Origin of the sequence: Sphingomonas sp., assembly GCF_041661825.1 — a bacterium.
In the GTDB taxonomy this organism is placed as follows: domain Bacteria; phylum Pseudomonadota; class Alphaproteobacteria; order Sphingomonadales; family Sphingomonadaceae; genus Sphingomonas.
The window spans coordinates 954,032-974,280 of the sequence record NZ_JBAZTU010000001.1 but is presented as its reverse complement, the minus strand read 5'-3'; the positions used below and the strand labels follow the sequence as shown (position 1 = coordinate 974,280).

General features: G+C 66.7%; 17 protein-coding genes. 13 read left to right on the top strand and 4 right to left on the bottom strand.

The window, feature by feature from the left end; translation table 11 throughout:
- A complete protein-coding gene (locus WC729_RS04415) occupies positions 1 to 558 on the top strand; it encodes an SRPBCC domain-containing protein (protein WP_372849922.1) in 558 nt (185 codons plus the stop codon).
- 31 nt (positions 559 to 589) lie between these two features.
- Positions 590 to 928: a hypothetical protein gene (locus WC729_RS04410; protein ID WP_372849920.1), complete on the top strand. Its 339-nt coding sequence runs from the start codon at positions 590 to 592 to the stop codon at positions 926 to 928.
- Here the strand turns inward: WC729_RS04410 and WC729_RS04405 are convergent.
- Complete coding sequence (locus WC729_RS04405) at positions 925 to 2,313, bottom strand: short-chain fatty acyl-CoA regulator family protein (RefSeq protein WP_372849918.1); 1,389 nt, start codon at positions 2,311 to 2,313, stop codon at positions 925 to 927. The genes WC729_RS04410 and WC729_RS04405 overlap by 4 nt on opposite strands.
- A 111-nt stretch (positions 2,314 to 2,424) precedes the next feature.
- Between WC729_RS04405 and WC729_RS04400 the strand changes: the two genes are divergently transcribed.
- From WC729_RS04400 to WC729_RS04350, 11 genes are all read left to right on the top strand, one after another.
- Positions 2,425 to 3,951, top strand: a complete 1,527-nt coding sequence (locus WC729_RS04400; protein ID WP_372849916.1) for an acyl-CoA carboxylase subunit beta — start codon at positions 2,425 to 2,427, stop codon at positions 3,949 to 3,951.
- Positions 3,952 to 4,018: 67 nt separating this feature from the next.
- A complete protein-coding gene (locus WC729_RS04395; protein ID WP_372849914.1) occupies positions 4,019 to 4,555 on the top strand; it encodes a hypothetical protein in 537 nt (178 codons plus the stop codon).
- Positions 4,552 to 4,971 (top strand): methylmalonyl-CoA epimerase, encoded by a 420-nt coding sequence (mce, locus tag WC729_RS04390; RefSeq protein ID WP_372849912.1) that lies wholly within the window; start codon positions 4,552 to 4,554, stop codon positions 4,969 to 4,971. The genes WC729_RS04395 and mce overlap by 4 nt, the downstream gene beginning before the upstream one ends.
- The gene (locus WC729_RS04385; protein ID WP_372849910.1) at positions 4,971 to 5,753 is read left to right on the top strand and encodes an enoyl-CoA hydratase-related protein; all 783 of its coding nucleotides are present in this window, start codon (positions 4,971 to 4,973) and stop codon (positions 5,751 to 5,753) included. Before mce ends, WC729_RS04385 begins: the two co-directional genes overlap by 1 nt.
- A 2-nt stretch (positions 5,754 to 5,755) precedes the next feature.
- On the top strand, positions 5,756 to 7,897 hold the full coding sequence (gene scpA / locus WC729_RS04380) for a methylmalonyl-CoA mutase (protein WP_372849908.1): 2,142 nt from the start codon (positions 5,756 to 5,758) through the stop codon (positions 7,895 to 7,897).
- Entirely contained in the window at positions 7,894 to 8,928 is a 1,035-nt protein-coding gene (gene bioB / locus WC729_RS04375) for a biotin synthase BioB (RefSeq protein WP_372849906.1), read from the top strand. The genes scpA and bioB overlap by 4 nt, the downstream gene beginning before the upstream one ends.
- 126 nt (positions 8,929 to 9,054) lie before the next feature.
- Complete coding sequence (locus WC729_RS04370) at positions 9,055 to 11,073, top strand: biotin carboxylase N-terminal domain-containing protein (RefSeq protein ID WP_372849904.1); 2,019 nt, start codon at positions 9,055 to 9,057, stop codon at positions 11,071 to 11,073.
- Between the two features lie 257 nt (positions 11,074 to 11,330).
- On the top strand, positions 11,331 to 12,743 hold the full coding sequence (locus WC729_RS04365) for an efflux transporter outer membrane subunit (protein WP_372849902.1): 1,413 nt from the start codon (positions 11,331 to 11,333) through the stop codon (positions 12,741 to 12,743).
- A gap of 9 nt (positions 12,744 to 12,752) precedes the next feature.
- Positions 12,753 to 14,153, top strand: a complete 1,401-nt coding sequence (locus tag WC729_RS04360) for an efflux RND transporter periplasmic adaptor subunit (protein WP_372849900.1) — start codon at positions 12,753 to 12,755, stop codon at positions 14,151 to 14,153.
- Positions 14,154 to 14,157: 4 nt separating this feature from the next.
- Positions 14,158 to 14,895: an ABC transporter ATP-binding protein gene (locus WC729_RS04355; protein ID WP_372851005.1), complete on the top strand. Its 738-nt coding sequence runs from the start codon at positions 14,158 to 14,160 to the stop codon at positions 14,893 to 14,895.
- Between the two features lie 210 nt (positions 14,896 to 15,105).
- Positions 15,106 to 16,314 carry an ABC transporter permease gene (locus tag WC729_RS04350; RefSeq protein ID WP_372849898.1) on the top strand — a complete coding sequence of 403 codons (1,209 nt, stop codon included), beginning with the start codon at positions 15,106 to 15,108 and terminating at the stop codon, positions 16,312 to 16,314.
- 32 nt (positions 16,315 to 16,346) lie between these two features.
- Here WC729_RS04350 and WC729_RS04345 read toward each other — a convergent pair whose 3' ends face one another.
- From WC729_RS04345 to WC729_RS04335, 3 genes are all read right to left on the bottom strand, one after another.
- Positions 16,347 to 16,922 (bottom strand): NTP transferase domain-containing protein, encoded by a 576-nt coding sequence (locus WC729_RS04345; protein WP_372849896.1) that lies wholly within the window; start codon positions 16,920 to 16,922, stop codon positions 16,347 to 16,349.
- Complete coding sequence (locus tag WC729_RS04340; protein WP_372849894.1) at positions 16,919 to 17,854, bottom strand: XdhC family protein; 936 nt, start codon at positions 17,852 to 17,854, stop codon at positions 16,919 to 16,921. The genes WC729_RS04345 and WC729_RS04340 overlap by 4 nt, the downstream gene beginning before the upstream one ends.
- 126 nt (positions 17,855 to 17,980) lie before the next feature.
- A complete protein-coding gene (locus tag WC729_RS04335) occupies positions 17,981 to 20,185 on the bottom strand; it encodes a molybdopterin cofactor-binding domain-containing protein (protein ID WP_372849892.1) in 2,205 nt (734 codons plus the stop codon).
- Between the last annotated feature and the right edge of the window lie 64 nt (positions 20,186 to 20,249).

The following is a 20,249-nucleotide window of genomic DNA, read 5'->3' as shown; positions in this document are numbered from 1 at the left end:
ATGCGCTGTCTGCTTGCCCTTGTCCTTGCCTTGTGGGCCGCGCCCACCATGGCCCTGCCCGATCCGCCGGCCGCGGCGACGTTCGACCAGGTCAAGGGCACGGCCGCGGATGGCGCGCGCTATTACGAGAATTCGCTAGTGATCGAGGCGCCAGTCGAGAAGCTCTGGGCGGCGTTCACTGACATCGAGGTCTATCGCCAATGGGCCGTGCCGGTCTCCGCGATCGATTTCCGCCTCGGTGGGGCGATCGAGGCGAGCTACGATCCCAAGGGGCATATCGGCGATCCGCAGAACATCCGGAACGAGTTCATCGCCTATATTCCGGGGCGGCTGCTGGTGTTCCGCAACGTCCAGGCCCCGGACGGGCTGCCGGGCAAGGAAGACTATAGCAAGACCGCCAAGACGCTCGAATTCCAGTCGCTCGGGCCGAGCCGGACGAAGGTGACGGTATCGGGCATGGGTTTTGCGCCGGGCAAGGGGTTCGACCAGCTCTATGCGTTCTTCTCGCAGGGCGACGGGCAGATGCTGCTCTCGCTGAAGAAGGCGATGGAGAAATGATTTTCATGAGGTTCCAACCGGGGGAAAAGACATGAATCGCAATGCGTTGATCTACGCGACCCTTATCGGGCTCGTGCTTCAGCTGATCATGGTGATCGGTGGCCATTTCAATGCGGCCCTCGCCGCGCAGTTCGCGCTGGTGGGCATGCTGATCTCGCTCGTCGCTGGCCTGCTTTATGGGCGCAAGGCGCGAGGCGGCTGGTCGGACTCGCTGATCGGCGGCGCGCTGGCCGGCGGCATCTGCGCGCTGATCGGGATCGCGGTGTCGTTCGTGCTCGGCGATGTGCTGGCGATGATCCTGGTGGTCGGGACGATCGGGTCGGCTGTCGCCGGGCTGATCGGCGGCGCGATCGCGAAAATCATACCCTAGACGACGCGGTACGGCACCGTGCCGCGCAGGTCCGGGTCGACCGCGATGTCGCGGTCGGCGGGCGGGAAGGCGCGCTGGTCGCAATCGTCGCGCGGGCAGAGTCGGCAGGAGATGCCGATCGGGATCGGCGGCGCCGTACGGTCGAGCGCATCGGCATAGACGAAGTCGGCGGCGTGCTCCGCCTCGCAGCCCAGGGTCACGGCGTAGCGGCGCGGGCTGCGGGTGAAGCTGCCCGAGGGTTTCACCAGGCCCTTGGCCATCGAGACATAACGCACGCCGTCGGGCGTCTCGGCGTGCTGCACGACGATGCGGTCGGGGATCGCGACGGCTTCGTGCACGATCCACAACGGGCAGGCGCCGCCGAAGCGCGCGAATTGCAGCCGCGTCGCCGAGTGGCGCTTGGTGATGTTGCCCGCCATGTCGACCCGGCAGAAATAGAAGGGGATGCCCTCGGCCCCCGGCCGCTGCAAGGTGGAGAGGCGGTGGCAGGCCTGTTCGAAGCTGACGCCGAAGCGGCGGCATAGCCGGTCGATGTCGTGGCGCATCTGCCGCGCGGTGGCGCGGAAGCGGGCATAGGGCATGGTCAGCGCGCCGGCGGCGTAATTGGCGAGGCCGATGCGGAGCAGGTTGCGCGCCTCGATGCTGGAGACCGAGGCGCCCTCGACGATCTCCAGGATGGTATCGGCGAACTCGATCGCGACGAGCTGGTGCGCGATCAGGAAGCGGCGGCTTTCGGGCGGCATCGCGCCGTTGAGCGTCAACCTACCGCGCTGGCGGTCGAGCGAGCGGAGCGGTGCCGCTTCGTCGGCCGTCGCGACGATGGTGATGCCATGGTCGGCAAGACGGGCGATCAGCGCCGATTCCTCGGGGCCGAGTTGCTCCGCCAGTGCCTCTGCGGCGCGGTCAAGCGGGTCGACATAATTGCCGGCGATGTGGAACCAGTCGCGCACCGCTTCCCACGGCATGCGCGCGCCGGCGCCGGAAATGCCCGAGGTCATGCTCTCCTCGACGATCTGCAGCCGTTCCTCCGCCGCGCGGACGGCGGCGTGGAGCGCGATGATCCGGTCGGCGATTTCGGGGCGTTCCTCGGCGAGGCGTTCGATTGCCTCGGGGGGTGGGGCGGGGGGGAGGATCGGGTCGGCGAGGGCGGCGGTCAGGCCGCTCAGGCGCATGGCAGGCGCTTCGCTTTCGATCAGCGCGCCGGGATGACGGCGGCGCAGGGCCGCGGTCACCGAGGGCGTGAGGGGGCGGTCGCCGCTTTCGAGCTGGGAGAGATAGCTGACGGAAATGCCAAGGCGCGCCGCCATCGCCGCCTGGTTGAGGCCGGCGGTGCGGCGGAGAGTGCGGAGTTGCTCTCCGGCATAGAGGCGTGGGGCGCGGGACATCTTCTTTCCTGGCCGTACTTCGCAAAAGCTTCCTTCGCAACTTCGCAAATTCACATTTGCAAAACGCCGTGCAGATTGGAAGAGGGACCCTCCCTGGACCCGGAGTACCCCATGTCGTCGACCATCGAGGAGCTTGAGCGCCGGCGCGAGGCCGCCCGGATGGGTGGCGGCGAGAAGCGCATCGCGGCGCAACACGCCCGCGGCAAGCTCACCGCGCGCGAGCGGATCCAGGTCTTGCTCGACGAGGGATCGTTCGAGGAGCTCGACATGTATGTCGAGCATAATTGCGTCGATTTCGGCATGCCGGAGCAGACCGTTCCCGGCGATGGCGTCGTCACCGGATCGGGCACGATCAACGGCCGGCTGGTGTTCCTCTACAGCCAGGATTTCACCGTGTTCGGCGGCTCGCTCAGCGAGCGGCATGCGCAGAAGATCTGCAAGATCATGGACATGGCGATGAAAGTCGGCGCGCCGGTGATCGGCCTCAACGATTCGGGCGGCGCGCGCATCCAGGAGGGCGTCGCTTCGCTCGGCGGCTATGCTGAGGTGTTCCAGCGCAACGTGCTGGCGTCGGGCGTCGTCCCGCAGATTTCGCTGATCATGGGGCCGTGCGCGGGGGGCGCCGTCTATTCCCCCGCCATGACCGACTTCATCTTCATGGTGAAGGATAGCTCCTACATGTTCGTCACCGGCCCGGATGTAGTGAAGACCGTTACCAACGAGATCGTCACGCAGGAGGAACTGGGTGGAGCGGTGACGCATACCACGAAGTCGGGGGTCGCCGACGTGGCCTTTGATGACGATATCGAGGCGCTGCGCGCGGCCCGCGACTTCGTGGACTTCCTTCCGGCTTCGAACCGCGAGGCAGTGCCGGAGCGCCCGAGTTCCGACCCCTGGGACCGGATCGAGAACAGCCTCGACACGCTGGTGCCGGCGTCGGCGAACCAGCCGTACGACATGCATGAACTCGTGCGGAAGACGGTCGACGAAGGCGATTTCTTCGAAGTACAGCCCACCCATGCGGCGAACATCATCATCGGCTTCGGCCGGATCGAGGGGCGGACCGTCGGCATCGTCGCCAATCAGCCGATGGTGCTGGCCGGCTGCCTCGACATCAACTCGTCGAAAAAGGCCGCGCGCTTCGTGCGGTTCTGCGACGCGTTCGAGATTCCGATCGTCACGTTCGTCGACGTGCCGGGCTTCCTGCCGGGCACCGCGCAGGAACTGAACGGCATCATCAAACATGGTGCCAAGCTGCTCTTCGCTTATGCCGAGGCGACCGTGCCGAAAATCACCGTGATCACGCGAAAGGCCTATGGCGGGGCTTATGACGTCATGGCGTCCAAGCATCTGCGCGGCGATTTGAACTATGCCTGGCCGACCGCCGAGATTGCGGTGATGGGCGCGAAGGGCGCGGTCGAGATCATCTTCCGCGGCAAGAGCCCGGAGGAGATCGCCGCACGTACTGCCGAATATGAGGCGCGCTTCGCCAATCCGTTCGTGGCGGCGTCGAAGGGCTTTATCGACGAGGTGATCCAGCCGCATTCGACTCGGCGGCGGATCGCGCTCGGCCTGCGCAAGCTGCGCGGCAAGAGCCTCGAGAATCCATGGAAGAAGCACGACAATATTCCGCTCTGACGCGGATGGTTGCGCTCCGGGCCGGCTTGCGCGCAGGGTAGAGCCCTCAACAGACAACAGGTGACGCATGATCCTCTTCCTGACCATGGCTCTCCAGGCGGCGGTGCCGCCCACGGCATCCACCGCAGCTCCAGCGGCGCCCTGGACACCCCGCATGAAGACCGATGCGGCGACCGGGCTTCAATCGGGGTCGGTCTCGGCTTCGTCGGTCGAAGGCAGGGGGCGGCTGGTCGTGCGCTGCGACCGGCGCAGCGACAATGTCGTCTCGATCCAGTTCATCCCGGCCATGCCGTTTGCCGCCGCGACGCCGCGTCCGGTGTCGATCCAGGTCGACGGTGCGCCGCCGCTCGGTGCGAACTGGGATTTTCCGGGCAGCGGCACCTATGTCGCCGACGACCAGATCGTGACGACGCTCACCACCGCGATCGCGCACGCCAAGCAGATCAAGGTCCGCGTGATCGACCCGATGAACAATGTCGTCGACGCGACCTTTGCCGGCCCGCCGAGCGAAGCGCCGATCAAGCAGGTGGTCGAGGCGTGTGGCTACACCTTCGGTCAGGCCCCGGTGCGCGCACCCGCGCCCAAGGCCGCACCGGCGCAATGATCATCGGCCGGCTCAACCATGTCGGCGTGGCGACGCCGTCGATCGCGGAGGCGATCCTCTTTTACCGCGACGTGATGGGGGCGACGACAATCCACGAGCCGTTCGACCTGCCGGCGCAGGGCGTGAAAGTGTGTTTCGTCGACACGCCCAACACGCAGATCGAGCTGATCGAGCCGTACGACGCCGCCTCCCCGATCAACGGCTTCCTCGCCAAGAACCCGGCGGGCGGGCAGCATCATCTTTGCTACGAAGTGCCCGACATCCTCGAAGCCAAGGCCTGGTTCGAGGCCAAGGGCGCGCGCGTGCTCGGCGAACCGCGCATCGGGGCGCATGGCACCCCGATCTTCTTCGTCCACCCGAAGGACATGGGCGGCGTGCTGACCGAGATCATGGAAACGCCGAAGGGGGACCATTGATGGCCTATGAGCATATCCTGAGCGAGCGCCGGGGCGATGTGCTCGTCCTCACGCTCAACCGGCCCGACCGGCTCAACGCCGCACCGCCTGCCATGTTCGACGAGCTCCGTGAGGCGCTTGGCGCGCTGGATGGGGCGCGGGCGGTGCTGTTCGCCGGGGCGGGCAGGGCCTTCTGCTCGGGGGCGGATGTCGGGGGCGCGGCGCTCGGATCGGACAATCCGGGCGAGACGACCTATGAGGCGCTGACCAACCATTATAACCGGGCGATGGCCGCGATTGCCGATCTGGGCGTGCCGATGGTCAGCGCGGTGCGTGGGCCGGCGGCGGGGATCGGGTGCAGCCTCGCGCTCGCCGCCGATTTCTGTGTGGCGAGCGAGACTGCGTATTTCCTCCAGGCTTTCGTCAATATCGGCCTGGTGCCCGATGGCGGCGCGAGCTGGATGCTGCCGCGGCTGATCGGCAAGGCCCGCGCGACCGAGATGATGATGCTCGGCGAGCGCGTGCTCGCGGCCAAGGCCTATGACTGGGGCATGATCCACAAGGTTGTCGCCGACGATACGCTTGACGGAGAAGCGTTCGCGCTGGCCGAGCGGCTGGCGGCGGGGCCGACGGTCGCGCTCGGCCTGATGCGCCGCGGCCTCGCTCATGCGCTCGAGGTCGATTATGCGACCGCGATGCTGCGCGAGGCCGAGAACCAGCGTGCCGCGCGCGGCTCCGCGGATTCGATGGAAGGCGGCATCGCCTTCCTGCAGAAGCGCAAGCCGGCGTTCCGGGGGGCGTAACCGTGACCGATAAACCCACCCTGGACGCCTGGAGCGCCGCCGCTGCGAAGGAGGTGAAGGGCAAGGACCTGACCTGGCAGACGCCCGAGGGCATCGCGGTCAAGCCGCTCTACACTGCCGAGGATGTGGCGGATATCGACCCCGGCCTGCCCGGGTTCGCCCCCTTCACCCGCGGCGTGCGCGCGTCGATGTACGCCGGGCGCCCCTGGACGATCCGGCAATATGCCGGCTTCTCGACGGCCGAGGCGTCCAACGCCTTTTACCGGCGCAACCTCGCGGCTGGGCAGAAGGGCCTGTCGGTCGCCTTCGATCTCGCCACGCATCGCGGATACGACAGCGATCATCCGCGCGTGACGGGCGATGTCGGCAAGGCCGGTGTGGCGATCGACACGATCGACGACATGAAGATCCTGTTCGACGGCATCCCGCTCGACAAGATGAGCGTGTCGATGACGATGAACGGTGCGGTCATCCCGATCCTCGCCTTCTTCATCGTCGCGGGCGAGGAGCAGGGCGTTCCTCAGGAGCAGCTGGACGGCACGATCCAGAACGACATCCTGAAGGAGTTCATGGTCCGCAACACGTACATCTACCCGCCCGAGCCGAGCATGCGGATCATCTCGGATATCATCGGCTACACATCGCGGCACATGCCGAAGTTCAACTCGATCTCGATCTCCGGCTATCACATGCAGGAAGCCGGGGCGACGCAGCTCCAGGAGCTTGCCTTCACCATCGCCGACGGACGCGAATATGCGAAGGCGGCGATGGCCTCGGGGCTCGACCTCGACGCGTTCGCCGGACGGCTGAGCTTCTTCTTCGCGATCGGCATGAACTTCTTCATGGAGGTCGCGAAGCTGCGCGCGGCGCGGAAACTGTGGCACCGGGTGATGACTGATCTCGGCGCCAAGGACGAGCGCTCCAAGATGCTGCGCACGCATTGCCAGACATCGGGCGTCTCGCTGACCGAGCAGGACCCGTACAATAACGTCATCCGCACCACGATCGAGGCGATGGCCGCGATGCTTGGCGGCACGCAGAGCCTGCACACCAACGCGCTTGACGAAGCGATCGCGTTGCCCACCGATTTCTCCGCCCGGATCGCGCGCAACACGCAGATCGTGATCCAGGAAGAGACTGGGATGACGCATGTCGTCGATCCGCTCGGCGGCTCTTATTATATCGAGAGCCTGACTCAGGAGCTGTTCGACAAGGCCTGGGAGATCATCGAGCGGGTCGAAGCGGAAGGCGGCATGGCCAAGGCGGTCGCCGCCGGGTGGCCCAAGGCGATGATCGAGGAAGCCTCGGCCGGCCGTGCCGCGCGCGTCGACATGGGCGAGGACGTGATCGTCGGCGTCAACAAATACAAGCTGGCTGAAGAGGATGCGATCGACATCCTCGACGTGGACAATGTTGCCGTCCGGGAATCGCAGATAGCGCGGATCAAGAAGTCCAAGGCAGGGCGCGACGAGGCGAAGTGCCGGGCGGCGCTCGATGCGTTGCGCGAAGGCGCGGCGGGCAGCGAGAATGTCCTTGGCCTCGCGGTCGAATGCGCACGGCAGCGGGCGACGCTGGGTGAAATCAGCCAGGCGATGGAGGATGTGTTCGGGCGCTACGGCACCAAGCCCACGCCCGTGTCGGGCATCTATGGTGGGGCGCACGAGTTCGACCGGCGCTGGCTCGGGTTGCTCGACGGGGTCAGCTCGCTGACGCACCGGATGGGCCGCAAACCGCGGCTGCTCGTCGCCAAGATGGGGCAGGACGGGCATGATCGCGGCGCGAACCTGGTGTCCTCGGCGTTCGGCGATCTCGGGTTCGAAGTAGTGCCGGGTCCGTTGTTCCAGACGCCCAAGGAAGCCGCCGATTTGGCCATCGCCTCGGACGTCGATGTGGTCGGTGCGTCGTCGCTCGCGGCGGGGCACAAGACGTTGATTCCGGAACTGATCGGCCATCTGCGCGAGGCGGGCAGGGGCGATATCAAGGTGATCGCGGGCGGGGTTATCCCGGCGCAGGATTATCAGTATCTGCGCGATGCCGGCGTGCAGGGGATTTTCGGCCCCGGCACCAATCTGGTGAATGCCGCCGGCGAGGTGTTGAAATTGCTTGGGCATAATCTGCCCCCGATCGAGGAAGCTGCTGAATGAGTGATGTTCTTGCAATAAACCCCTCCCCTGAAGGGGAGGGGCTTTTGAGGAACGACTGGACCCGCGTCGAAATCGCCGCGCTGTTCGATCTTCCCTTCACCGAGCTCGTCTTCCACGCTGCCGAGATTCACCGCGCGCATCACGTGGCCGGCGAGGTGCAACTCTGCACGCTCCTGTCGATCAAGACCGGCGGCTGCCCCGAGGATTGCGGCTATTGCTCCCAGTCCGCTTCCGCCGATTCCGGTCTCAAGGCCGAAAAGCTGATGGAGGTCCAGGCAGTCCTCGCCGCCGCCGCCGAGGCCAAGGCGGCAGGCTCGCAGCGTTTCTGCATGGGCGCCGCCTGGCGCAACCCCAAGGACCGCGACATGGGCGCGGTGGTCGCGATGGTCGAGGGCGTGAAGGCGATGGGCCTCGAGACCTGCATGACGCTGGGCATGCTCGAGCCGCATCAGGCGCATCAGCTCGCCAAGGCGGGGCTCGATTACTACAACCACAATATCGATACCTCGCCCGAACATTATGGCGACGTGATCACGACGCGGACCTTCCAGGACCGCCTCGACACGCTGGAGCATGTGCGCGGCGCCGGCATCAATGTCTGCTCGGGCGGCATCGTCGGCATGGGCGAGACGCGCGCCGATCGCGTCGGTTTCGTCCACACGCTTGCGACCCTGCCGCGCCATCCCGAGAGCGTGCCGGTCAATGCGCTGGTACCGGTCAGGGGCACGGTGCTGGGCGACATGCTCGCGGATACGCCGCTGGCGAAGATCGATGACATCGAGTTCGTGCGGACGGTGGCGGTCGCGCGCATCACCATGCCGTTGTCGATGGTCCGCCTTTCGGCCGGGCGCGAGAGCATGTCTGAGGCAACCCAGGCGCTATGCTTCATGGCGGGCGCCAATTCGATCTTCACCGGCGAGAAGCTGCTGACCACCGGCAATGCCGGGGGCGGTGCAGACGAAGCGCTGTTCGCCAAGCTCGGGCTCAAGTCGATGGAGGGCGAGGAGCCGATGCGGGTGGCGGCGGAGTGATTTCATTCCCCTCCCGCCTGCGGGAGGGGGCAGGGGGTGGGCTCGCGCTCACCTCGCACGATACCATTTGCGAGAGGCCGGGTGCCCACCCTCAACCCCCTCCCGCAGGCGGGAGGGGAGTAAGAAGTGTTCAAGAAAATCCTGATCGCCAATCGGGGCGAAATCGCCTGCCGCGTCATGCGCACCGCCAAGAAGATGGGGATCGCCACCGTCGCGGTCTATTCGGATGCCGACGCCCGCAGCCCGCATGTGCTGATGGCAGACGAGGCGGTGCGGCTTGGGCCGCCGCCGGCGGGCGAGAGCTATCTGCTCGCCGACCTGATCCTGCTCGCCGCCAAGGAAACCGGGGCGGACTGTATCCATCCCGGCTACGGCTTCCTGTCCGAGCGCGAGAGCTTCGCGCGTGCTTGCGCCGAGGCCGGCATCGCGTTCGTCGGTCCGCCGCCGAATGCCATCGCGGCGATGGGCGACAAGATCGAGTCCAAGAAGCTCGCCAAGGCCGCGGGCGTCAACGTCGTGCCCGGCTTCCTCGGCGAGATCGACGATACCGAGCATGCCGTGCGCATCGCATCGGACATCGGTTACCCGGTGATGATGAAGGCCTCGGCCGGCGGCGGGGGCAAGGGCATGCGCCTCGCTTACTCGGAGCAGGATGTCCGCGAAGGCTTCGAGGCGACCAAGCGCGAGGGGCTCGCCAGCTTCGGCGACGACCGCGTCTTCATCGAGAAGTTCATCGAGAGCCCGCGCCATATCGAAATCCAGGTGATGGGCGATCAGCATGGCAACATCGTCTATCTCGGCGAGCGCGAATGCTCGATCCAGCGCCGCCATCAGAAGGTCGTCGAGGAGGCGCCCTCGCCCTTCGTCACGCCCGAGATGCGCAAGAGCATGGGCGAACAGGCCGTCGCGCTGGCGCGGGCGGTCGGCTATTTCAGCGCAGGCACGGTCGAGCTGATCGTCTCCGGCGCCGACACTTCGGGCGAGGGCTTCTACTTCCTCGAAATGAACACCCGGCTCCAGGTCGAGCATCCCGTCACCGAATGCATCACCGGGCTCGACCTGGTCGAGCTGATGATCCGGGTCGCGGCGGGCGAGCCGCTCGGTTTCACCCAGGACGACGTCACGCTCACCGGCTGGGCGATCGAGAACCGCGTCTATGCCGAGGATCCCTATCGCGGCTTTCTGCCCTCGATCGGGCGGCTGGTGCGGTATGATCCGCCCGAGGATGCGCGGCCCGACTATGGCCCAGTCGCGGCGGATGGCGAGGCCTATGTCCGCGTCGATGACGGCGTGCGCGAGGGCGGCGAAGTCTCGATGTTCTACGACCCGATGATCGCCAAGCTGATCACCTGGGCGCCGACCCGCGACGAGGCGATCGACACGCAGATCGCGGCGCTCGACGCGTTCGAGATCGAGGGGCCGGGCAACAATATCGATTTCGTCTCGGCGCTGATGCAGCACCCGCGCTTCCGCAAAGGCGCGCTGACCACCGGTTTCATTGCCGAGGAATATCCCGACGGCTTCCACGGCGCGCCGGCATCGCCCGAACTGATCCGCAGCCTTGCGGCCATTGCCGCCTTCGCCGCGACCGCCGAGGCGGACCGCGCCCGGCGGATCGACGGACAGCTCGGCAAGCGGCTCCAGCCGCCGTCCGATTGGGTAGTGAAGATCGACGGTGCGGAGCATGCGGTGGCGATCTCGACGGACGGTATCACTGTCGATGGCGAGGAACTGGACATCGCGCTCGAATTCACCCCTGGCGACCGGGTTATCGAGGCGGAGATCGGCGAAGAGCTGCTGATCGTGAAGATCGCCCGCGCCAGCGCCGGCTTCCGTCTGACAACGCGTGGTGCTTCGCATCGGGCGCGGGTGCTGCCCGCGCATGTCGCGCCGTTCGCGAAGCATCTGATCGACAAGATCCCGCCGGACCTCTCGAAATTCCTGCTCGCGCCGATGCCGGGACTGCTGATGCGGCTTGACGTCGCGGCCGGCGACAAGGTCGAGGCGGGCCAGCCGCTCGCCGTGGTCGAGGCGATGAAGATGGAGAATATCCTGCGCGCCGAAAAGGCCGGCAGGGTCAAATCGCTCAATGCGGCGCCCGGCGACAGCCTCGCGGTGGACGCGGTGATCCTGGAGATGGAATAGACAATCGAGACAGTCGATCGAAGTCCTGCCGTCATGCCGGACTTGTTCCGGCATCCACGGCTCCCCAAATTTCTGAATTCGTGATGGGCGGCACGGTGGACCCCGGAACAAGTCCGGGGTGACGCCGTCTTGGGGGTTGGTTCTATTGTGAATTGCCGTGCTCCGGGGCGCTTTAGAACGGTGAGATCGTAGCCAGACGACAAATTGCGACAATATTTCGATGGACCCAAACAGGGGCCACATCCATTTGTGCTGGTATGTTTCGCAAGCGCATCCTTCTGTTGCTCACCGTCGCCCTGCCGCTTCAGGCGTGCGTGGTCGGCCCGGACTATGCCCCGCCCGCGCCCGGCGCACTGGGCGTGCCGGGAGGTTATTCCACTCCTGCACCCGCTGGCCAGCCGGCCGATATCGCGGCTTGGTGGACCAGCTTCAACGATCCGCTGCTGACCTCGATCGTCGACCGTGCACGCAGCGGCAATCTGGATATCGCGCAGGCCGTGGCGCGGCTGCGCCAGGCGCGTGAAGGCCTGGTACAGGCGCGCGCGGCGCGCCTGCCGAGCGTCAGTGGTTCGGCGGGTTACGGCCGCGACCTGCTCGACGCGGTAGGCCCGCGCGACAATTTCTCGATCGGGGCGGACGCGTCCTATCAGGCCGATCTGTTCGGGGGCGTCAGCCGCAGTATCGAGGCATCGCGCGCCAGTTATGCGGGCAGCGGGTACGATCTCGCCACGGTGCAGACCTCGATCGCGGCGGAGGCCGGACGCAACTACATCCTCGCGCGCCAGGCCCAGGCGAGCCTGGCCATTGCGCGCAACTCGCTCGCCATCCAGGACGACAATCTCGAGATCAGCGGCTTCCGGGTCCAGGCGGGCCTGGTCTCGTCGCTCGATGTCGAACAGTCCCGTGCCCAGCGCGCCCAGACCGCGGCGACCATTCCCTCGCTCGAGCAGAATTATCAGTCGGCGGTGAATCGGCTCGGCGTGCTGACCGGCCAGGCGCCAGGCGCGCTCAAGGCCGAGCTGGAAGCAACTGCGCCGATCCCGGCCGGACCCGCGATGATCGCGGTCGGCATTCCCGCCGACGCGCTGCGCCAGCGCCCCGACGTCCGGGCGGCCGAACGCCGCCTCGCCGCCGCGACCGCGCAAATTGGCGTGGCCGAGGCGCAGCTGTATCCGGCGCTCAACATCACCGGCAATATCGGCACCGCTGCCGCGTCGCTCGGCAGTCTCGCCAGCATCGTCACCGGCGGGCTGTTCGCCGGCCTCAGCCAGTTGATCTTCGACGGCGGGCGCACCCGCTCGCAGGTTCGATCGCAACAGGCCGCGGCCGAGGGTGCCTTCGCGCTTTACAAGCAGACCGTGCTGACCGCGCTCGAGGACGTCGAGAATGCGCTGACCGCGCTTCAGGCAGCGAAGGACCGGCAGGCGCAGTTCGCCATCGCGCTCGATGCCGCCAACAACAGCGCGATCCTGTCGCGTAGCCAGTACCGCGCCGGTCTGACGGATATCACCACGCTCAACACCAACGAGAGTAGCCTGCTCTCGGCGCAGAACGGGCTGTCCAACGCCAAAGCCGATCAGGCCCAGGCGCTCGTCCAGCTCTATCTTGCCCTTGGCGGCGGCTGGGACAGCACGAGCGTGCCCCAGGCCCCGACCACCCAGACTCCCTAGGAAGCATCGATGGCCGATCCCAACAGCAACGATCTCGACGAATTCCTCGGCGTGAAGGCAGCGCCGGCATGGCAGCGCTATGCCAAATGGGGGGCGATCGCCGTCGGCGTGATCCTGCTCCTGCTGGCGGCGAAGAGCTATTTCGCGGGCCCCGCAACAGGTGGCTATGCGACTGACGATGTGCGCCGCGGCTCGCTGTCGGTAACTGTCTCGGCCACTGGCAAGCTTGCCCCGACCAATCAGGTCCAGGTCGGCTCGGAGCTTTCGGGCCTCGTCACCAAGGTGGTCGCGGACGTGAACGACCGGGTCGTGGCCGGCCAGCCGCTTGCGCTGGTCGATCCGTCGCGTTTTCAGGATACGGTGAACCAGAGCAAGGCGGCGCTCGACGCCGCGGTGGCGACGGTCGGCCAGAACCAGGCGACGCTTGCCCAGTCCAATGCGCAGCTGTCGCGCCTGCAGGAAGTCAGCCGGCTGTCGGGCGGGCGCGTTCCCGCCAAGACCGAGATGGAGCAGGCGATCGCCGATCGCGACCGCGCCGTCGCCAATCTGCGCGCCGCCCAGGCCAATGTGGTGTCCGCGCGCGCGGCGCTGTCGTCGAACACCACGCAGCTGACCAAGACGGTGATCCGCTCGCCGGTCAACGGCGTGGTGCTCGCGCGTCAGATCGAGCCGGGCCAGACCGTTGCCGCCTCGTTCAACACGCCGACCCTGTTCGTCATCGCGCAGGACCTGTCGACGATGAAACTGGAAGTCGCGATCGACGAGGCCGATGTGGGCTCCGTCAAGCAGGGCCAGCAGGCGACCTTCACCGTCGATGCCTTTCCGGGCAAGACCTTCCCGGCCTCGATCACCCGGGTCGATCTCGGATCGAACCTGAGCGCGCAGACGACCACGACGACGACCACCACGACGGCGCAGGTCGTGTCCTATGGCGCGACGCTCAGCGTCGCCAATGCCGACCAGCAGCTCCGGCCCGGCATGACCGCGACTGCTGATATCGTGACCAATGCGCGCAACAATGTGCTGCTCGTGCCGAATGCGGCGCTGCGCTTCAAGCCGACCGACGACACTCCGGCCGCATCCGCGAGCGGCGGCATCACCGGTGCGCTCGTCCCGACCCGGCGGCGCGGCGGCGGCGGTGGTGCGCCGCGCACGGCGACGATCGGCGCGGGTGCCAAGCAGACGGTCTATATCAAGGGCGAGGACGGCAAACCCAAGCCGGTCGAGATCACCACCGGGGTGACCAACGGCACCGTGACCGAAGTGGTCGGCGGCAATTTGAAGCCCGGCGACCAGGTCATCACCGGCCAGCTCAACGGCGACAGCGCGAAGAGCGGCGGTGGCCAGCGGCGGCGCTCCGGCGCGGCCGGCGGGCAGCGCGGAGCTGGAGGCGCGGGCGGTGGCGGGTAACGCAATGGCCGGCAGGGCGCCCCAGGCAGGCGCGGCGCCGCTGATCAGCCTGCGCGACGTCACCAAGGTTTACGGCGAAGGCGCGACGGCGTTCAAGGCGTTGAAGGGTGTCGATCTCGACATCCAGCAGGGTGATTTCGTGGCGGTGATGGGCGCATCGGGGTCGGGCAAATCGACGACGATGAACATCCTTGGCTGCCTCGACGTGCCGACCTCCGGTACCTTCCTGTTCCGTGGTCATCATGTCGAGACGCTCGGGCGCGACCAGCGTGCGCTGCTGCGGCGGCGTTACCTCGGCTTCGTGTTTCAGGGATTCAACCTTCTTGCGCGCACCACCGCGCTGGAAAATGTCGAACTGCCTTTGCTGTATCGCGGCGATCCGAAGAAAGAACGCTATGACGCAGCGATGGCGGCGCTCGACAAGGTCGGGCTGGCGAAATGGTGGGATCATACCCCGGCCGAATTGTCGGGCGGTCAGCAGCAACGCGTGGCGATTGCGCGCGCGATCGTGACCTCGCCCGATGTGTTGCTCGCCGACGAGCCTACGGGGAACCTGGATTCGGAGCGCTCGGTCGAGATCATGGAATTGCTCAGCGGCCTCAACCGTGACGCCGGCATCACCGTGCTGATGGTGACGCACGAGCCCGACATGGCGGCGTTTGCGCGGACGATCGTGCACTTCAAGGATGGGTTGGTCGAGCGGATCGACACCAAGCACCATGAAGGGGAGAAGGTGTCGTGAGGGCGCTTCTCAAATCCCCCTCCCGCTTGCGGGAGGGGCTAGGGGAAGGCCTGTCAAACAGCGGCGCGCGCTCCTTCGGACATGCCCTCCCCCGACCCAGTGGCGTCGCATATCCGGGTCGATCATGCCCCCGGCATGATCGAGGGATTGCTGGGAGCAATCCCGGCCCGGATATGCGACGTCACTCGCAAGCGGGAGGGGAGAAGTAACATGCTCGCCACCACCTTCCTCCTCGCGATCCGCTCGATCCTGCGGCACAAGCTGCGGTCGTTCCTGACGACGCTCGGCATCATCATCGGTGTCGCGGCGGTCGTCACCATGGTCACGCTCGGCCAGGCGACCACTGCGGCGGTGCAGAAGCAGATCTCGGCGCTCGGCACCAACGTGCTTCAGGTGCGTCCCGGCCAGGGCTTCGGTCGCGGCGGCGGCGGGCCGCGTCCGCCTGATTTCAAGCCCGACGACGTCACCGCGATCAAGGATCAGATCGCCGGCGTGACCGCGGTCGCGCCCCAGGCGCAATCGACCGCGACGGCGATCTACGAAGGCGCCAACTGGTCGACCACGATCAACGGCACCACGCTCGGCTATTTCGAGGTGCAGCCCTGGCCGCTGACCTCGGGCCGGTTGTTCACTCCGACTGAGGAACAGGCGGGCAAGGGTGTCTGTATCATTGGCAGCACCGTCAGCCAGAACCTTTATCGCGGTGGCCGGGCGGTTGGCACGCGCATGCGCATCGGCGGCATTTCCTGCGATGTGATCGGGGTGCTCTCGACACGCGGCCAGGCTGGCTTCGGCGGCGACCAGGACGATGTTGTGATCATGCCGCTAAAGGCCGTGCAGCGCCGCTTCACGGGCAGCCAGGACGTGCGGTTGATCCTGGTCGGTGTGGACGAGGCCTATTCGACCGCGACCGTCCAGGCCGGGATCGAAGGCCTGATGCGCGAGCGCCGCAACATCACCGGCAGCAAGACCGACGATTTCAACATCTTCGACACCAAGCAGATCTCCGACACGCTGACCGGCACCACGACCCTGCTGACCAGCATCGTCACCGCGGTGGCCGCGATCTCGCTGCTGGTCGGCGGGATCGGGATCATGAACATCATGCTCGTCTCGGTGACCGAACGGACGCGCGAGATCGGCATCCGTCTCGCCATCGGCGCAGTGGCGCGCGAGGTGCTGCTGCAGTTTCTGGTCGAGGCGGTGGCGCTGTCCTGCCTTGGCGGGCTGATCGGGCTGGTCGTGGCGCAGATCGCGATCGTCTCGCTGGCGCCGGTGATGAAGGTGACCTGGATCTTCGTACCGGAGATCAATGTGCTGGCATTCGGGATATCGGCAGTGATCGGGGTGGTGTTCGGGTATTTCCCGGCACGCAGGGCGGCGTCTTTGAACCCGATCGATGCACTAAGGCACGAGTAGGATCCTCCCCGTGCCGGGGAGGATTGAGAGGATCAAACCAACCCTCGCAGCCTTTCCAGATCCTCCGGCGTATCGATATCGATCAGCTCCGCTGGCGACGTCACCACATGCCGGCCTTTGCGCACCAGGTCGCGGGCGCCGGCATCGCCCTCCAGCGTCAGCAGGAAATCGAACTGCGCTGCGCCGAAAGCGGCCGGAGGGCAGGGGCGGATGCCGTCGCTCGACGCGACCACCGAATGGCGCGAATCCACTGCCTCCAGCAGGTGATAGATATGCGAAGCCGTCACGCGCGGCATGTCGGCGAGGGCAATCAGCACTGCCTCCGCACCCTCGTCGCGGGCCGATTGTACCCCAAGCTTCACCGACCGCGACATGCCGACTGTCGGATCGTCGTTATGGATCACGCGGTAGCCCCGGCTGGCGAAATCCAGGTCAGTGCCGTTCTTCACCACGATGCGCGACTGGAAGGGGATGTCCTCGAACGCCGTGACGACATGCATGGCGAGCGGATGGCCGAGAAACGGCTGTTCCAGCTTGTCGATGTCGCCGAAGCGCTCGGAGCGCCCGGCCGCGAGCAGGATCAACACGGTCTTGTCGACATGAATCATGCGTGCTTGCTGTCCCGGGAATTGAAGGCCCCCACCATTGCCGCCGCGATCGAGAGCGCGATTTCCGCTGGCCCGATCGCGCCGATGTCGAGGCCGACGGGTGCATCTATGCGATCGATATCGTCGATACCAACCCCTTGGGCGGCGAGCCGTTCCCGCCGCGCGGCGTGGCTGCGGCGCGAGCCCAATGCACCGACATAAGCGGTCGGCGCGGCGAGTGCGGCGACAAGCGCGGGGTCGTCGATCTTGGTATCGTGGCTGAGCGTCACCACGGCGGTCGAAGGGCCGGGCGCATAGGCCGCGACGGCGTCGTCCGGCCAGCGATCGTCGAGGGTCACGCCGGGGAAACGCTCTGCGGTCAGGAAGCGGGCGCGGGGGTCGATGACGACGGTGTCGATGCCCAGCTCGCGCGCGAGGCCGGCCAGCGCCTGGGCGATCTGCACCGCGCCGACGATCAGCAGCCGGCGCGGCGGATCGTAGCGGTTGAGGAACGCGGAGCCGGTCTCCAGCGGCCGCGCGCCGCTATGCCCGGTTTCCAGATCGGTGGCGATGGTCAGCGCCTTGCCGGCATCGCGCGCCTCGGCGATGCGGTCGAACAGCTCGGGATCGAAGCCCTCGGCCGAGACTGGCTGGACCATCACCGCGATCTCGCCGCCGCAGGGCAGGCCGACTTCCCACGCCGCGGCATCTGCCACGCCGTAGGTTTTCATCTGGAAGGGAGCGCCGGCGATCACGTCCGCGGCGGTGGCGAGGATGTCGCTCTCGACGCAGCCGCCCGAGACCGAGCCTTCGAACCGCCCGTCCGCATGCACCAGCATATGGCTGCCCCGCGGACGCGGCGCCGATCCCCAGGTCGAGACGACCGTGGCGATCGCCATCGGCGCGCCTTTCCAGGCGACGGCTGCGGTCAGGACGGTGTCGTTATCGGCCATTGTTAATCCTGCCCTCCGTTCGCCCTGAGCTTGTCGAAGGGCTGTACTTATGTTCGAGCGGCGGAAAGGAAAGGCAGTGCTTCGACAAGCTCAGCATGAACGGAATTGATGTCAGGCCGTTTCTCCTCATACCGGCGGCAGTCCAGCCAGCACCTTGTCGAGCGTCATCGGGAACTCCCGCACCCGAACCCCGCAGGCATTGTAGATCGCATTGGTCACCGCCGCGCCCGCGCCCGAGATGGTCAGCTCGCCCAGCCCCTTCACGCCGATCGGGTTGGCGTGACGGTCGTGGTCCTCGATGAAATGCACGTCGAGATGCGGCACATCGGCATGCACCGGCACATGATATTCGCCGAGATCGTGATTCACGAACAGGCCGTAGCGCTGGTCGATCTCGGCGCCTTCCATCAGGGCATAGCCGATGCCCCAGATCATCCCGCCGATCGCCTGGCTGCGGGCGGTCTTGGCGTTGAGGATGCGGCCCGCCTCGAATACGCCGAGCATCCGTCGCACGCGCACCGCGCCGGTCACCGCATTGACCGCGACCTCGGCGAACTGCGCGCCATGCGCTGCCTGGCTGTAGGTGCGGGCGTTCCTGCCCTGGCTGATCTTGCCCATCGCGACGATTGGGGCATCTCCGACCAGCTCGTCCAGCGCGACGCGGCGGTTGCCGGCGATGGCGTGACCATCCTTCAAGGTCATGTTCTCAGGGCTGGTGTCCATGCGTTTCGCCAGCTCGGCGACCAGATCCTCGCAGGCCAATGCCACCGACGATCCGGCGCTGGCCGCGCCGAACGACCCGCCTGATCCGGCGCCGGGCGGTAGATCGGTATCGCCCAGCTTCACGTCGATGCAGCGGATCGGCAGGCCGAGCGACTCCCCCGCGATCTGGGCCAGGATGGTGTAGGTGCCGGTGCCGATATCGGTCATGTCGGTCTCGATCGTGGCGCGGCCGTCAGTGCCGAGCGTCACCCGGGCCTGCGAATCCACCAGCAGGTTGATCCGCACCGCCGCCGCCATGCCCATGCCGATCAGCCATTCGCCGTCACGCACCGATCCGGGCGTCGGCTCGCGCCGCGCCCAGCCGAACATCTCCGCGCCCTGGTCGAGGCATTCGACGAGGCGCCGGGTTGAGAAGGGCTGGCCGGTGGTCGGATCGGTCTCGGGCTCGTTGAGCTTGCGGAAATCGACCGGATCCCGGCCGAGCTGTTCGGCCAGCTCGTCGATCGCCGTCTCCAGCGCGAGCATGCCGACGGCCTCACCCGGCGCGCGCACCGCGCCCGCCTGGACCATATCGAGTGTCACCACCTTGTGGCTGAAATGCCGGACGGGCGCCGCGTAGAGCGGGATGGTCCCGAGCGCGACCGGCTCCATGAAACCGCCGTCCGGCCCCTGGCTCACCACGCTGTCATGCCCGATCGCGGTCAGCTTGCCGTCGGCATCGGCGGCCAAGCGGATGCGCTGATGGGTGTCGGTGCGGCGATAGACGTTATGGAACAGCTGGGCGCGCGCCATCGCGATCTTGACCGGACGGCCGATCCGCTGCGCGGCGATGGCCGCCATCACCGCTTCGGGGCCGAGCAGCTTTCCGCCGAAGCCGCCGCCGATATAGGGCGATATGATGCGGACATTATCGGCCTTGATGCCCACAGCCGCGGCGAGGATCTGCTTCGCCGCATTGAGGATCTGCAGGCTTGAATACAGGGTGAGCTTCTCACCTTCCCACGCCGCGATCGAGGCATGCGGCTCCATTGCGGCATGGACCTGATTGGGCGTGCCATAGACCTGGTCGATGCTGGCGGCCGCCCCGGCCATCGCAGCGTCGATATCGCCGATCGCGATGTCCTGCAGGCGCGAATCCTTGGGCGGGCCGCTCGCTTCGCCGACATTCGCCATGGTGTCGAACCGACCTTCTTCCGCCTCGATCGTCACCCGCACCGCGCGCGCCGCTTCGCGCGCTGCCTCGAAGCTGGTGGCGATGGCGGCGCCAAGGACCTGGTCCCAATGATCCACCTCGCCATTGCCGGCATGGGCGGGAGAGAAACCCGCCGCCTGACGCGCGACGCGGGGATCGTCGATAATGATGTCGATGACACCCGGTACTGCGCGCGCGGCCTCGACGTCGAAGCCAGTCACCTTGCCCTTCGCCGCGGGCGCCGTGATCAGATAGCCGTACGCGACATTCTCGATCTGATGCTCGTAGCCATAGGTCGCGGTGCCGGTGACCTTGAGCACACCCTCGACCCGGTCGAGGCCCTTGCCCAGCACGTCCTGCACCCCGCGATCGAGCGCGAGGCCGGGATGATCGGCGTCCATCTTGTAGTCGGTCATGGTTTGCCTCTGAGCGCTACGGGCCCGTGTTGATCAGCGCCTTGAACTCTTGCCCTTCCCCGGC